This is a genomic window from Kitasatospora sp. NPDC093550 (genome assembly GCF_044764985.1).
Taxonomy (GTDB): domain Bacteria; phylum Actinomycetota; class Actinomycetes; order Streptomycetales; family Streptomycetaceae; genus Kitasatospora.
In genome coordinates this window covers 288256-302488 of record NZ_JBIWJF010000006.1, presented here as the reverse complement: position 1 = coordinate 302488, position 14233 = coordinate 288256, and the positions used below count along the sequence as shown (strand labels likewise).

The 14233-nt window shown below is 74.4% G+C and carries 14 protein-coding genes; 10 read left to right on the top strand and 4 right to left on the bottom strand.

The features are described 5' to 3' along the window. The first annotated feature begins 3 nt into the window (after positions 1-3). From ACIRD3_RS12325 to ACIRD3_RS12305, 5 genes are all read left to right on the top strand, one after another. Complete coding sequence (locus ACIRD3_RS12325; protein WP_402214566.1) at positions 4-825, top strand: class I SAM-dependent methyltransferase; 822 nt, start codon at positions 4-6, stop codon at positions 823-825. Beyond that, positions 822-2243 (top strand): diaminopimelate decarboxylase family protein, encoded by a 1422-nt coding sequence (locus tag ACIRD3_RS12320; protein WP_402214564.1) that lies wholly within the window; start codon positions 822-824, stop codon positions 2241-2243. Before ACIRD3_RS12325 ends, ACIRD3_RS12320 begins: the two co-directional genes overlap by 4 nt. Continuing rightward, the gene (locus tag ACIRD3_RS12315) at positions 2240-3535 is read left to right on the top strand and encodes an MFS transporter (RefSeq protein ID WP_402214562.1); all 1296 of its coding nucleotides are present in this window, start codon (positions 2240-2242) and stop codon (positions 3533-3535) included. Before ACIRD3_RS12320 ends, ACIRD3_RS12315 begins: the two co-directional genes overlap by 4 nt. A gap of 73 nt (positions 3536-3608) precedes the next feature. Beyond that, complete coding sequence (locus tag ACIRD3_RS12310; protein ID WP_402214561.1) at positions 3609-4892, top strand: ATP-grasp domain-containing protein; 1284 nt, start codon at positions 3609-3611, stop codon at positions 4890-4892. After that, entirely contained in the window at positions 4889-6073 is a 1185-nt protein-coding gene (locus tag ACIRD3_RS12305) for a GNAT family N-acetyltransferase (protein ID WP_402214559.1), read from the top strand. The genes ACIRD3_RS12310 and ACIRD3_RS12305 overlap by 4 nt, the downstream gene beginning before the upstream one ends. A gap of 7 nt (positions 6074-6080) precedes the next feature. Here ACIRD3_RS12305 and ACIRD3_RS12300 read toward each other — a convergent pair whose 3' ends face one another. Then, positions 6081-6707: a GNAT family N-acetyltransferase gene (locus ACIRD3_RS12300; RefSeq protein WP_402214558.1), complete on the bottom strand. Its 627-nt coding sequence runs from the start codon at positions 6705-6707 to the stop codon at positions 6081-6083. A 56-nt stretch (positions 6708-6763) separates the two neighbouring features. On the opposite strand from ACIRD3_RS12300, the gene ACIRD3_RS12295 reads away from it, so the two are divergent. Continuing rightward, entirely contained in the window at positions 6764-7516 is a 753-nt protein-coding gene (locus ACIRD3_RS12295; protein ID WP_402214556.1) for a hypothetical protein, read from the top strand. A gap of 45 nt (positions 7517-7561) precedes the next feature. After that, positions 7562-8263: an alpha/beta fold hydrolase gene (locus ACIRD3_RS12290; RefSeq protein ID WP_402214554.1), complete on the top strand. Its 702-nt coding sequence runs from the start codon at positions 7562-7564 to the stop codon at positions 8261-8263. A 407-nt stretch (positions 8264-8670) separates the two neighbouring features. On the opposite strand, the gene ACIRD3_RS12285 is transcribed toward ACIRD3_RS12290, so the two are convergent. Beyond that, the gene (locus ACIRD3_RS12285) at positions 8671-9147 is read right to left on the bottom strand and encodes an OsmC family protein (RefSeq protein ID WP_402214553.1); all 477 of its coding nucleotides are present in this window, start codon (positions 9145-9147) and stop codon (positions 8671-8673) included. Between the two features lie 463 nt (positions 9148-9610). Between ACIRD3_RS12285 and ACIRD3_RS12280 the strand changes: the two genes are divergently transcribed. Beyond that, the gene (locus tag ACIRD3_RS12280) at positions 9611-10309 is read left to right on the top strand and encodes a hypothetical protein (RefSeq protein ID WP_402214551.1); all 699 of its coding nucleotides are present in this window, start codon (positions 9611-9613) and stop codon (positions 10307-10309) included. A gap of 78 nt (positions 10310-10387) precedes the next feature. On the opposite strand, the gene ACIRD3_RS12275 is transcribed toward ACIRD3_RS12280, so the two are convergent. Continuing rightward, positions 10388-11260: an alpha/beta fold hydrolase gene (locus ACIRD3_RS12275; RefSeq protein WP_402214550.1), complete on the bottom strand. Its 873-nt coding sequence runs from the start codon at positions 11258-11260 to the stop codon at positions 10388-10390. A 199-nt stretch (positions 11261-11459) separates the two neighbouring features. Next, positions 11460-12017 carry an RICIN domain-containing protein gene (locus ACIRD3_RS12270; protein WP_402214548.1) on the bottom strand — a complete coding sequence of 186 codons (558 nt, stop codon included), beginning with the start codon at positions 12015-12017 and terminating at the stop codon, positions 11460-11462. A gap of 332 nt (positions 12018-12349) precedes the next feature. Between ACIRD3_RS12270 and ACIRD3_RS12265 the strand changes: the two genes are divergently transcribed. Together ACIRD3_RS12265 and ACIRD3_RS12260 are read left to right on the top strand one after the other, a co-directional pair. Beyond that, entirely contained in the window at positions 12350-13081 is a 732-nt protein-coding gene (locus ACIRD3_RS12265; protein ID WP_402214546.1) for a hypothetical protein, read from the top strand. Between the two features lie 550 nt (positions 13082-13631). Beyond that, a complete protein-coding gene (locus ACIRD3_RS12260) occupies positions 13632-14054 on the top strand; it encodes a phage tail protein (RefSeq protein WP_402214544.1) in 423 nt (140 codons plus the stop codon). The last annotated feature ends 179 nt before the right edge of the window (positions 14055-14233 follow it).

The following is a 14233-nucleotide window of genomic DNA, read 5'->3' as shown; positions in this document are numbered from 1 at the left end:
CGGATGGCACACCCCGTACTGGAAGAAGTCCTCACCCCCGGGACCGGCGCGAGCGCCGCGGTCTACGACCGGATCGGCATCGGCTACAGCGCCGTCCGCCGCCCCGACCCCGAATGGGCCGCGATCATCCGCGAGTCGCTCGGCGACGCCCGCACCGTGATCAACGTCGGCGCCGGCTCGGGCGCCTACGAGCCCACCGACCTGAGCGTCGTCGCCGTCGAGCCGTCCGCCGAGATGCGGGCCCAGCGGCCCGCCGGCGCCGCGCCCTGTCTGGCCGGGCGGGCCGAGAGCCTGCCGTTCGACGACGGGACCTTCGACGCGGCCCTCGCCGTGCTCACCGTCCACCACTGGACGGACCTGGAGGCCGGCATCGCCGAACTCCGGCGGGTGGCCTCCCGGTTCACCGTGCTGACCTACGACATGGACGTCCAGGGCGAGTACTGGTTCACCCGGGACTACGTGCCGGAGATCGCGACGGCCGAGCGCTCGCGGGTGCCGTCCGTCCAACGGCTCACCGAGCTGCTCGGGCCGTGCGAGGTGCGCGAGCTGCCGCTGCGGCACGACTTCACGGACGGCTTCATGACGGCCTTCTGGCGCCGCCCCGAGGCCTACCTCGACCCGAACGTCCGACGGGCCTGCTCGGCCTTCGCGCTGACCGACGCGGAGGCGGTCAGCCGAGGGGTCGAACGGCTCAGGGCCGACCTGGAGTCGGGGCACTGGCACCGCACCTACGCCGACCTGCTGGAGCGCGACACCCTCGACGCCGGGTTCCGGCTGATCACCGGGGTCTCCCCGCACGCCGCCGGCGGGCAGGGGGCGCGGTGACCGGCCTCGACATACCGGGCCGCGACATACCCGGCGGCGCGGACACCGACACCGCGCCGGGCCGCGAGGCCGCCCCGGACTGGGACTACGCCCGGCTGGCCGGGCTCGCCGCCCGCCACGGCACCCCCCTGCAGGTGCTCGACGCCACCCGGCTGGACCGGGCGGTGGACGAGCTGCTCGACGCCCTGGACGGCCTCGGCCGGCCGACCCGGGTCTACTACTCGGTGAAGACCAACTACCTGCCCTACCTGTGCCGTCGCCTGGCCGCCCGGGGGCTCGGCGCCGACGTCGTCTCCGGCTACGAGCTGGCGGCCGCGCTGGAGGCCGGGTTCGCCCCGGCCGACACGGTCTTCAACGGCCCGGTCAAGACCGAGGCCGAACTCGCCGCCGCCTTCGAGCACGGCGTGCGGGTCAACCTCGACGGGGAGCAGGAGGTCGAGGTCCTGGAGCGGCTCGCCGCCCGGGCGGGGCGCACCGTGGAGGTCGGCATCCGGATCTCCCCCGGGCTGCCGCTGTCCACCTCGGTCGACCCGTCCTACCGGGCGCAGGCCGAGCGGGCCGCGCGGCGCAACCGGTTCGGCTGGCCGGCCGGCTCGCCGCAGCTCGACCGGATGGTCGAGCTGATCGCCGACGCGCCGCACCTGCGGCTCACCGCGGTGCACGCCCACCTCAGCAGCCAGATCGTGCACCGGGAGCTGCTGCTGGCGGCGCTGGACGTGGTGCTGGCCGAGGCCGCGCGCCTGCACGTCCGGTTCGGGCTGAGCGAGGTCAACATCGGCGGCGGCTTCGGCGTGCCCGGCATCCGGCGGCCGAGGTCCGGGCCGCTGACGGCGCTGTGGGGCCTGCAGGGCGGGCCCGCGCCGGTCGACGAGGAGCCCCGGCTGGACGTCGCCGAGCTGCTGTCCGAGGTGGACAAGCGGATGGCCGGCCTCGGGCTGGACGGCGTCGCCCTGGCCTGCGAGCCGGGCCGCTGGCTGGTCTCCGAGCCGATGGCGCTCGTCACCTCCGTCGCCTCGCGCAAGGAACTCCCCGACGCCCGCTGGCTGATCCTGGACGCCGGCCACAACATGGCGCCGTGGGCGGGCAGCGGCGAGGTCCACCGGATCGTCCCGATCGGGCGGGAGTTCACGGAGCGGACCGCCACCTGGTCGGTGGCCGGACCGCTCTGCTTCGAGAACGACATCCACGACCAGGCGGTGGAGCTGCCGGCCGACCTCGCCCCCGGCGACCTGGTCTGCCTGCACGACACCGGCGCCTACTCGCTCGGCCGGAGCAACAACTTCATCCGCACCCGGGGCGCCGTGGTGGCCCTGGACGGGGAGCTGGAGACCGAGGTCTGGGCGGCCGAGACCGGTGCCGACGTCTTCCGGCTGGCCGACCCGCACCGGGCCCCCGCGGACCCCGGACCGGTGCGGTGATCAGGGCGTACGCGGAGCTGCTCAGGCTTCCCGGCGCGAGCGCGGCGGCGGTCCCCGCCGCGCTCGCGCGCCTGGCCGGCACCATGGTGCCGCTGACGCTGCTGCTGACCGTCGTCGGGGCCGGGCACTCGCTCGCCGCGGCCGGCGGTGTGGGGGCCGCCTACGCGCTGGGCAGCGCCGCGGGCTCGCCCGTCCTCGGCCGGCTGATGGACCGTTCGGGCCCGACGGCGGTGCTGCGGCTCACCGGCCCGGCCGTCGCCGCCGTGCTGGCCGCCACCGGGCTGTGGGCCGCACGCGCCCCGATCGGGCTGCTGTTCGCCGCGGCGCTCGCCGCCGGACTGGGCACCGCCCCGGTCGGCGCCTCGGTGCGCGCGCTCTGGGGCCGGCTCACCGAGGACGCCCGGCTGCGCCGGCTCGCGTACTCCTTCGAATCGACCTTCAGCGAGCTGCTGTTCATCGCCGGGCCCTCGATCGTCACCCTGCTGGCCTCGCTGGTCGGCGCCCGCAGCGCGCTGCTGGCCACCGCGCTGCTGCTGGGCGCGGGCGCCGTCGGCTACGCGCAGGCGCCGGCCGTCCGGGGCATCCGCCCGGCGGTCCCGGTACCCGCGGGTGCCGCGGGTACCGCTGCCGGCGCCGCGGCGCGGTCGCGGCGCGGCGCCGCCGCGACCGCCGTCCTGGTCGCCATCGCCCTCACGGCCGCGCTGTCCAGCGCCCTCGCCGTCGCGGTGACCGCCGTGCTGCGCGCCCAGGGATCGGCCGCCGCCCTGGCCGGCACCCTGGTGGCCCTGCAGTCGGTCGGCAGCGTGATCGGCGGCCTGGTCTACGGTGCCCGCACCCCGCGCGGCACCACCCTGCGGCGCTACCTGCGGCTGCTGGTCGTCCTGAGCGCCGCGCTGGCCACCCTGCCCGCCGCCGCGCTCGCCTACCGGGCGGGCCTGCCGGCCACCCCGGTGCTGGTGCTGCTGGCCGTGCTGCTGGCGCTCAGCGGGCTGCCCATCGCCCCGGCCGGGGCCGAGGAGTTCCAGCTCATCGGGGAGATGACCGCCCAGCAGAAGATGACCCAGGCGTTCGCGGGCGTCGGCAGCTTCATCGCGATCGGGGGCGCGGCGGGCTCCGCGCTCGCCGGCGTGCTGGCCGACGGCCTCGGCCCGGTGGCCGCCATGGCCCTCCCGGCCGCGCTCACCCTGGCCGCCCTGCTGGTGACGCTGGCCGCCCGCCGCGCCATCACGGCGGCCACCGACGCCGGCGCCGGCGCCCCGGAGCACGCCGCCGGCGCCGTACCGGCCACCTGAGCACCGCCCCGCCGCCCCGACCGCCCCGCCGCCCTCACGATTCACGGACCCGGACCACGGAGAGAAGCACCCCATGAGCACAGCCCCTGACGTCGTCGCCGTCATCGAGAGCCAGCTGTCCAACTTCGGACTGACCCCGCTGCGGGCCGCCCACGAACTGGGCTTCCACACGGTGCTGGTGAGCAACAACCCCGACCGCTACCGGGTGGTGAGCAGCGCGGAGGAGGTGTTCGGGAAGTACGTCGACGAGATCCTGGTCGCCGACACCAACTCCCTCGACGCCCTCGCCGACGCGCTGGAACCGTTCCGGGCCGACGGACGGCTGCGCGCGGTCATGACGGTGACCGACTACAACATCCCGCTGGTCGCCGAACTCGCGGCCCGCTTCGGCCTGCCCGGCCTCTCCCCCGAGGCCGCCCGCACCTGCCGCGACAAGCTCCTCATGCGCCGCGCCTGCCAGGCGGCCGGCGTCGCCGTCCCCGGCTTCCACCAGGCGACCGACGAGGACGACGCGCTCGCCGCCGCCGAACGCTTCGGCTACCCCTGCGTGGTCAAGCCGATGACGGAGTCGGCCAGCATCGGCGTCGCGCTCTGCCGGACCCCGGAGGAGGTCCTGGCCGCCTACCGGGGCATCAGCTCGGTGCCGACCGACTTCCGCGGCCAGCCCCGGCGCCCCGGCGCGCTCGTCGAGGAGTACCTGCTGGGCTTCGAGGTGAGCGTGGAGTCGGTGCTGGTCGACGGGCGGCGCGAGGTGCTGGGCGTCACCGACAAGGCGCTCGGCGCGCACCCGCACTTCGTCGAGATGGGCGACACCTTCCCGTCCATGCTCTCCGAGCCCGTCCGCCGCGAGTGCGTCGACCTCGCCCTGCGCGCGCTCGAAGCCGTCGGGCACGACTTCGGCGCCGCCCACGTCGAGGTCAAGATGACCGCCGACGGCCCCCGCATCGTCGAGGTCAACGGCCGGATGCCCGGCGCCGAGATCACCCAGCTGATCCGCGAGGCCACCGGCATCCACCTGCAGCGCGAGGTCGCCCGGCTGCACGCCGGCCTGCCCGCGGCCCTCACCCGCACCCGCGAGCGCGCCGCCGCCTCCCGCTACCTCGCCGCCCGCGAGCCCGGCACCCTGGAGCGCATCGAGGGCACCGACCTGGCCCGCCGGGTCCCCGGCGTGGTCGAGGTCGACCTGGAGGTCCACCCCGGCGAGCGGGTCCGCCCCGCCGAGAGCAACCTCGACCTGCTCGGCTACGTCGTCGCCACCGGCGACACCACCGGGGACGCCGTCCGCCGCGCCGAGGCCGCGCTGGGCCAGCTCACCCCGGTCATCCGCCGGGACACCACCGAGGAGCAGGCGCGATGAGCCCGGCCGAGCCGCGCACGCCGGGCGAGGCGCCCGCGGCGCAGGAGAGCCTGGTCGTCAGCCGCGACCTCGCCGGCGTCGACACCGCCCGCTGGGACGCGCTGCTCGGCCCCCGCGGCTTCTACACGGCCACGCCCTGGCTGCGCCACGCCCAGGCCACCGCGGGCGCCGAGCCGTACTACCTCACCCTCGACGACCAGGACGGCCCGGCCGCCGCGCTCGCCGCCTACCCCCTGGAACAGGACACCCCGTACGTGTTCTGCAGCCCCGGGCGGGTCACCGACACCATCCACCGGCAGGTCACCGGCGACGGCGCGCCCTGGACCGCCGAGCTGATGCCCGCCCTGGCCTGCGGCGGCCGCAACCCCTCCCACACCAAGGCCGGACTGCGCGGCGACCTCACCGACGGGCGGCGGCGCACCGCGCTGCGCCGGCTCGTCCGCTCCGCCGAGGAGCGGGCCCGGCGGGACGGTCTGCGGTCGGTGTCCTTCCTGTACACCGACGAGGACGACACCGAGCTGCGCACCGTGCTCGCCGAGGAGGGCTACACCGCCCTCGTCGGCCAGAGCGCGTACTCGCTGGAGGTGCCGGCGCAGGGCGGCTTCGACGGCTACCTGCGCCGCTTCGACCAGCGCCGCCGCAACAAGATCAAGCGTGAACTGCGGGCCCTGGACGAGGCCGGGGTCCGCTACCGCACGAGTGCGCTCACCCCCGAGCTGATCGAGCGGATCGCCCCGCTGGAGATGGCCCTCTACGCCAAGCACGGCACCCCCGCCGACCCGGACGCCTTCCTGCGCGTCCTGCACAGCATCGCCGCCAACGTCGGCGCCGCCGCCCGGGTGACCACCGCCGAGGTCGACGGCCGGCTCGCCGGGTTCGTCCTCTTCTTCGGCCACGGCGGCGAGTTCTACGCCCGCCAGGCCGGCTTCGACTACGAGCTGAAGGGCCGCATCCCGCTCTACTTCGGCCTCGTCTACTACGAGCTGCTGCGGGTGGCGCTGAGCGAGGGCGTCACGGCGATCCACTACTCCACCGGCTCGGACACCGTGAAGCTCTCCCGCGGCTGCACCGGGCGGCGCCAGCTCGCCCACCTCAAGGCCTTCGACCCGGGTCTCGCCGGGCGCCTCCAGGAGCTGGCCGCCGCCCAGCGGGCCGGCCGCGGCGCCGCGGAGACGATCTGACGGGCGGTCAGGAGCGGCGCAGGTCCAGCATCGCGAACACCTTGTCGTAGCGGCGCTCCCCGACCGCGACGTAGTCCGGCAGCCTCCCGTACTCGGTGAAGCCGAGGGAGAAGTAGAGGTGCAGCGCGTCGGCGTTGTCGCCGCGGGCGTCCAGGGTGAGCACCTCGATGCCCGCGGCCCTCGCGTCCGCGATCAGCGCCGCGGTGAGCGCCCGGCCGATGCCGCGGCCCTGGGCGGCGGCGGAAACCGCGAGCTTCTCCAGGTCCGCGTGCGGGCGGTGGGTCGGGCGCTGGTGGCGCAGCCAGTAGCCGAACCCGACCAGCCGCCCGTCCAGGTACGCCGCCCGCAGCGCGCCGTCCCCGGCCCGCGAGCGGGCCAGCACCTGCTCGACCAGGGCCGCGACCTCCTCGGCCGAGGGCGGCTCCAGCCACCCCAGCGCGGCGCCCGCCGCCACCAGCTCGGCCAGGATCCGGTGCGCCGCGGCGGCGAACTCCCCGGCGGCGGGCTCCCCGGCCGCCCCGGCCCGCTCGGCCACCGCCGCGGCGTCGAGGACGACGAGGTCGGCCGAGGCCACGGCGGAGGTCACGGCGGCGGTCACGGCGGCGGTCACGGCGGCGGGATCGTTCTGGATCATGCCCGGAAGCCTATCTCCGCGGCGGCGGCCGCCGTGCGGATCGATAGCCTGACGGGATGACAGGAGTCCTGGGGTTCGGCGCGCTGCTGGCCCGTCTGATGGAGCACCGGGCGCTCGACGCCGCCGCGCTCTCGGCGACGGCCGGAGCCGGCCCGGAGGAGCTGCGGGCCGTGCTCGACGGGCGGGCACCGACCGGGCGGCTGCTCAGGGCCCTCGGGCCGGCGCTCGGCCTGCACGCCGCCGACCTGTTCGTCCTGGCCGGGCAGCCGGTGCCCGACGACCTCACGCCGGTCACCCGCAACCCCCACTGGAGTGTCCGCGACGTCGTCTACGACACCGCGCAGATGCCCGCCGCGAACCGGCGCCTGCTGCTGGCGGCGATGCGGGCGCAGCCCCCGGTGGTGCGGGAGGGCCGGGGCGGGGTCGACCGGCCGTACCACCGGTACGAGCCGGGCTTCGGCGAGGTGCTCGTGCAGCTGACGCACAACCGGAACCTGCGCTGGATGTGCACGGCGGAGGCCCTGCACGCGGTGACCGACGGCCGGATCTACCTGTCGGCGGTCACGATCGGCGGGGTGGGCCGCGCCACCGTGGCGGCGACGCCCGAGCTGGTGGCCGGCTTCGCGGGGGTGCTGGGCATCCCCGCCGCGGACCTGGCGGCGCTCGGCGGCGTCGAGCTGCCGGACGGCCTGCCGCCGCTCCACCCGCGGGCGGCCGACGTGGCCGCGGTCGTCTGGGAGGCCCGGCGTCTGACCACCGCCCAGCTGGCGGAGGTCGGCCTCACCGCCCGCCGCCTGGCCGGGCGGTAGCGTCGACGCACACGTGGGCGGCGGGCCCGCGGGAGGAGGACGAGGATGGCGACCTTCACGCTCGTTCCCGGTGCCGACGGGCGGGCCTGGTTCTGGCACCGGCTGGTGCCCGAGCTGCGGGCCCGGGGGCACGACGTGGTGACGATGGACCTGCCGAGCGAGGACTCGGCGGATCTGGAGGAGTGCGCGCGGGCCGTCGTCTCGGCGGTGGAGCGGAAGGCGGGCCCGAGCGGGCCGCTGGTGCTGGTGGCGCAGTCGCTCGGGGGCTTCACGGCTCCGCTGGTGTGCGGGCGGCTGCCGGTGCCCGTGGCGGAGCTGGTGCTGCTCAACGCCATGGTGCCGGCGCCCGGGGAGACGGCCGGGCAGTGGTGGGGGAACACCGGCCAGGCGAAGGCCCGTTCGGAGTACGCGGCGGCCACCGGGCGGGGCGCCGATCCCGCGTTCGACCCGCTGGTCGACTTCTTCCACGACGTCCCGGCCGAGGTGACGCAGGAGGCGTTCGCCCTCGGCGCCTCGGAGCCGCCGGCCGCGATGTTCGCCCAGCCGTGGCCGCTGACCCGCTGGCCGGACGTGCCGACCCGCTTCCTCCAGGCCCGGGAGGACCGCGTCTTCCCGCTGGAGTTCCAGCGCCGGATCGCCCGTGAGCGGCTGGGCCTGGAGGTCGAGGAGATCCCCGGCGGCCACCTGGCCGCGCTCAGCCGCCCCCGGGAGCTGGCGGACGCGCTGCTGCGCACGCGGCCCGCGTAGCCGCCGGGCCCTCCCGGCCGGGGCCACTCCTCGGCCGGTTGAATGCGACCAGGTAGACCGTGCAGTGTCCGAGGCCGAGGGCCTGCGCGTACTGCTCGGCCATGGTCTGGGCCTCCAGCGGGTCCAGTGTCCGGCCGGTGGTGAGGAAGTGTTCCAGCAGTTGCTCGCCGAGGTTCAGTGGAGGGGTGTCAGCGGCCGTGGGAGCAGCCGATCTCCACACGGCCGGATCGGCCGGCCGACACGTTGGCGGCGTACCGCCGGTCCCCCGAAGGGCCCAGCGTCGGTGCCGGTCGGCGGTGGGCGGACCCCGACCCTGCACCACCTCGGGCACGACGGCGTCGCCGCCCTGCTCCAGCGCCTCCTGACCCTCGCCGACCGCCTCCGTGACAGGAGGTGGTCCGGGCCCGTCATCCCCGGCCCGCGACCGTCACCTCGGGCTCGTGCAGCACCGGGAAGTTGACCGAGTTGGCGATGAAGCAGCCGCGGTTCGCCTCCGCGTGCAGGGCGATGGCCTTCTCCGCCATGCCCGCCTCGGCGACCTCGATCCGCGGGTGCAGCACCACCGAGGTGAAGTGCCCGCTGCCGGCGGCGACGGCCATGGTGCCCACCGGGCGGTCGACGTACGAGGTCACCACGACCCCGTTCACCGCGCACTGGTGCAGGTACGACATCAGGTGGCACTGGGCGAGCGCGGCGAGCAGCAGCTGCTCGGGGTTCCAGCGCGCCGGGTCGCCGCGGAAGGCGGGGTCGGCGGAGCCGAGGATGGTCGGCAGGCCCTCGACGGCCACGTCGTGGTCGCGGGAGTAGGAGCGGTAGTCGCTGGTGCCGGCGCCCAGGTTGCCGGTCCAGGTGATCTCGGCGGTGTACGTGTACTGCCTGGCCATGCGAATGCCTCCGAGCGGGCGGATACGGGCGGACTCCGGGCGGACCGCGGGGCCCGGAAGGGCTACGGCGCCCGGCCAGTCAACCGCAGCGGGGCGCCCCGCGCGAGGCCCGGCGTCGTTCGGCCACCCGGTCGAGGACCAGCCGGGCACACTCGTCCGTGGAGGCCGGGAGCTGTCCACGACAAGGGCGTACTCGACGCCCCGGCGCACCACGTCGGCCTGTGCGGCGGCCGTCCCGGCGACCCGGGTCGCCGCGCACGCCGCCCCGGAGCACGTCCGGGCGATCGCCTGCAGGGGCGCGTCCTGTGCGGGCACCGCCCGCCGGGCGGGCGGCTCACCGGCCCGCTCCCGTACGCCGCCGCGAAGGCGGATGAGAATCGGGGGATCCCTGGGACGGTGGTGAACTCCGGTGGGATGCTGTGGCCTTCGTCCGACCTCCGCACCACCCCCGAGGGGAACGCCCATGCCGCTGTTCGGCAATCGCAAGAACCTTCCGAAGCCGCTGTGCGACGAGCACGGTCCGTGCAAGGCGCTGGCCTCGATCTCGGTCTTCGAGGTCCGGGACCGGCTGCGGCTCCTGTTCGCGCCCACCCGTTCCCTGGGGCCCGACCCGCTGGCGCGGCCGATCGACGACGAGCTGTCGGTCGTGCTGTGCGTGGACGGCGGCAAGCGGGGCGGGAGGACCGAGGCCCTGTCGATAGCCGAGCACGCCTCCGACCAGTGGAGCATCAGCCGGGCCGAGCTGTGGGAGAAGGCCTTCGCCAACCTGGGCACCGAGCAGCTCAACCGGCAGTCCTTCAACGCGACGAACGGCGACGTCCTCTACGCCGTCAACGGCATGGGGGCGTGGCCGGGCGCCGCCCAGGCCCTGCGCCTGGAGAACGCCCTGGGCGGGGCCGAGCTGCCGTACGGCGCCCTGGTCACCCTGCCGACCAACAACGCGTTCTGCGCGGCGCCGATCCGCACCGGCTCCTCGCTGAACGCGATCCGCTTCATGATCGACCTGTCGAAGCAGCTCCAGGTCAACGATCCGGCCCCGCTGACCTCGTCGATCTTCTGGTACCGGGACGGCTGGCTGGAGAACCTGAACGTCGGCGACAACGGCATGATGCGGCCGTCCGCCCGTTTCCGGGAGCTGGCGCGCACCCTGCCCCCCGCCTGACCCGCCGCCCGACCCGGCCGGGGTCCGGTGCCTGCTTCGGCACCGGACCGCGGCCGCGGTGGTCGGCGCGGAACGTCCTCAGCCGAGGAAGGCGAGGACCCGCTCGGTCACCTCTTCGGGCGCCTCGACGAAGGGGAAGTGGCCCACGCCCGGGAGCAGGGCGCCGTCCGAGCCCGCCGGCAGCAGCCGGAGCAGGTCCGCCAGGGCTTCCTCGTCCATCACCGGGTCCTCGCTGCCGTGGAGGTAGAGGGTGGGCTGGGTCGGCAGCTCGGCGAGGAGCGCGCCCATCTCCCACTGGTCGGTGCCGAAGGTCGCGGCCGGGAAGTTCTGGCGGTAGAGGCCGAGTCCCGCGCGCAGGTTCTCCGGTGCGCGCAGGGCGTTCTTGCCGGCCTCGCGGTAGTCGGTGGAGTCGAAGGCCGGGTCGGCGGAGCCGCTCCAGTGCTGCCAGAGCCAGTCCAGGTAGGCGAAGTCGTCGACCGGGACGAGCTGGTCGGCGACGCCCATCTGGAAGAAGTAGAAGTGGCTGTTCTTGTGGATCTGCGCGGGGTCGGCGGCCTTGCGCTCGTAGAACCGCAGCGGCGGGACGTCGGCCACCACGATCTTCGACCACCGCTGCGGCGCGTGCACCGAGGCGCCCCAGGTGGTGAACCCGCCCCAGTCGTGCCCGATCAGGACGGCGTTCCCGTCGCCGCCCAGGGCCTCGTGCAGGGCGTTGGCGTCGGCGATCAGGTCGGCCGTGCGCATGCTGCCGTCCGCCGGGACGGCGCTCGGCGCGAAGCCGCGCATGTACGGGGCGACGGCCCGGTAGCCGGCGGCGGCGAGGGCCGGCATCAGGTGGCGGAAGATGTCCGGGGTCTCCGGAAAGCCGTGCAGCAGCAGGGCCAGTGGGCTCTCCCCCTGTTCCACGTAGGCGAAGTCGATGCCGTTCGCGGTGATGCGCTGGACGTCCATGGGTGTGCGTGGGTTCCCTTCCCCTGTGTGGGCCCCGACCTGCGCCGGAGGCGGGCAGGCCGGGGCGTCGCCCGCCCCGGGACTCTCCTGGAACGAACGATCTAGTGGGATCAACGTAGCACGCACTGGAACGAACGCTCTATCCAGTTCGGGGCGGCTCCCCCGGTGGGGCGGGGTCACCGGACCGGGCCGGGGAGGGTCAGATCGACTCGAGCCACCAGCCCTGGTTGCTCCAGCCGTTGCTGTCCCAGAGCTGGACCTTGGTGCCGTTGGCGCCGATCGTGTTCAGGTCGGCGTCCAGGACGCGGCCGTTGTAGCCGTTGACCCAGCCGTAACTGGCCGCGTTCCAGCGCTGGTTGCTCCAGCCGTTGAAGTCCCACAGCTGGACCTTGGTGCCGTTGGCGCCGATCGTGTTGAGGTCCGCGTCGAGGTAGCGGCCGCTGTAGTTGCTCTGGATGTAGTCGACGGTGCCGTCGGTCCACAGGGTCCAGTTCTGGTTGGTCCAGCCGTTGCAGTCCCAGAGCTGGACCTTGGTGCCGTTGGCGCCGATCGTGTTGAGGTCGGCGTCCAGGCACTTGCCGTTGTAGGAGCTGTGGATCCGGTACTGGCCCACGTAGTTCAGGGCCGCCAGGCCGTGGACCGCACCGGGCCGGGCACCCGTGACGGCGCCGGCGGCCGAGGCCGATCCGACGCCCGCGCCGAGGGCGGCGGTGACCAGGGCCAGGATTCCCAGGCCGGTGCGGATCTGCTTGCGCATGACTCTCCTCGCGGAAGTGGAGATGAGCGGACGGAGCCCGTGCACGGTCCGGGAGCCCTGTGTCGACCGGGGACCGGGGAACGCGGTGCGGGTGACCACCCGGTCCGGTCCGGTGCCGTGCCCGATCCGGTGCGGGGCTCCGTGGCGCTCGCGGTGCCGGCCGACCGGCTGGCAGCGCCCATCCTCATCGCGGCGGCAGGCGTGCGGCCACGACGTTGACCGGACGTTCGCCCGACACTTCGGGCCCCGGTTCGGAGGCGGTGCTCCGGGGCCGGCCGGCCGGTCGGGAATTCGCTGTCGCTCGTCCGTTCGAGGCTGGTAGCGTCCTCGCCGTGGCAAAGCTGAACCAGATCATCGCCGTCGAAAAGGGCGTCAAGTCCAAGTCCTTCCAGGAGCTGACGCAGGCCCACCAGGACCTGCAGAAGCCCGCGCTGCTGGCCGGGATCTCCCGCACCTACCAGCCCAAGGACGAGGAGGGCGAGCAGCTGCCGCCGGAATCGACCCGGGTGCAGCTGAAGGCCGAGGACATCCTGCGGTCCACCGCGAACACCCTCACCCGGCTCTTCGACGTGACGGCCACCAAGGACTGGGCCAACGTCGCCGCCAGCGCCGACGTGGTGGTGGACGGCCAGGTGCTCCTCGCCAAGGTGCCGGTGCCGTACCTGCTGTTCCTGGAGAAGCAGCTCACCGACCTCTTCACCTTCGTGAAGAAGCTCCCGGTCCTGGACGCCTCCGAGTCGTGGAACCTCGACCCGTCGACGGACTCCTGGAAGACCGAGCCGGTGCGCACCATCCGGACCAAGAAGGTGCCGCGCAACCACGTCAAGGCCGAGGCCACCGAGAAGCACCCGGCCCAGGTCGAGGTCTACTACGAGGACGTCGCGGTCGGCTACTGGACCACGGTCAAGTTCTCCGGCGCGCTGCCGGCCCGCCGGGTCAACGAGCTCGCCGAGCGCGTGGAGAAGCTCCAGCAGGCGGTCAAGTTCGCCCGCGAGGAGGCCAACGCCATCGAGGTCACCGACCAGCGGGTGGGTGACGCCGTCTTCGGCTACCTGTTCCGGTAGCCTCACGATCGCCCGTCCGGGGAGCCGGGCGGGTGCGCCGGGCGTCGCCCTCCGCGGAGCCGGAGGGTGTGCTGCACGGCGCGCAAAGCTGACACTGATCAGTGAAGCTGACCGAGGGGTCACAGTGGGGGTTCGAATCCCTCCCCCGGCACCACCGGCCGGGGTAGCCCAAGCGGCAGAGGCAGCCCCCTGAATCTCAGACTCTCGCTCCAGTCTCAGCATTCGCCGCCGAACACCGGATCGACCGGGCGTGGACGAATATCGACGAATGCGGGTTCAAGTCCTGTCTGTGCCGCTCCGTGGCACGGTAGTTCAAAGGTAGAACGCGTCGATTTCAATCTGATCCACGACCCTTAAACGTGTCGGTGTGCGCAATTGGGCGGCACACAGGGGCCCGGGAGCTGGCTACGCTCCCGGGTCCTCTCGCATGTGCGCGGGCGCCGCGCGGAACCGCGTGACCGGCCGCGTGACGGGCTGTCACATACAGTCGGCTGCGGCGGTCGGCGGCCGACCGCGTCCCCGTGCTGTGCGGCCCACATCAGGAGCCCCCGTGTCCACGCCCGTGTACCGCTACAAGCTCACCGTCGCCGGGCAGGACCACCTGTTCGGCGACGTCTCCGGCCTGGGGCTGGAGTTCGAGACGGTCGTGTACCGGGAGGGCGGCGAGGACGTGGTGCGCCAGTTGCCCGGCGGGCGGAAGCCCACCACCGTCTCGCTGCGCCACGGCTCGCCCGACGGCTACCGGGCCCTGTGGGAGTGGATCGGCTCGGTCGGCCCGGAGACCGCCGAGCGCAAGGACGTGACGGTCTCGCTGCTGGACGGTGGGGCGGGCGCCCCGCAGGTGACCTGGACCGTCCACGGGGCCTTCCCGGTCGCGCTCACCTCCCTGGTGCGCCTGGAGGGCTGCGACCGGCCGGTGATCGGCGAACTGGTCCTGGGCGGCGACGGCGTCGAGGCCCTCTTCCAGGAGTGATGGCCGGGTCGTCAGCGGGTGGCGGTCACCACCAGGGCGCTGAGCGGGCCCTCGACCGGGCCGGGGCCGAAGCGTTCGGTGACCGCCGCCGTGGCCGCCCGGGTGACCTCATGCCAGGCGCCGGGCCGGGTCCCGGGCGTAGGGGCGGAAGAGCAGCGGGACGAGGTACCGCTCGTAGA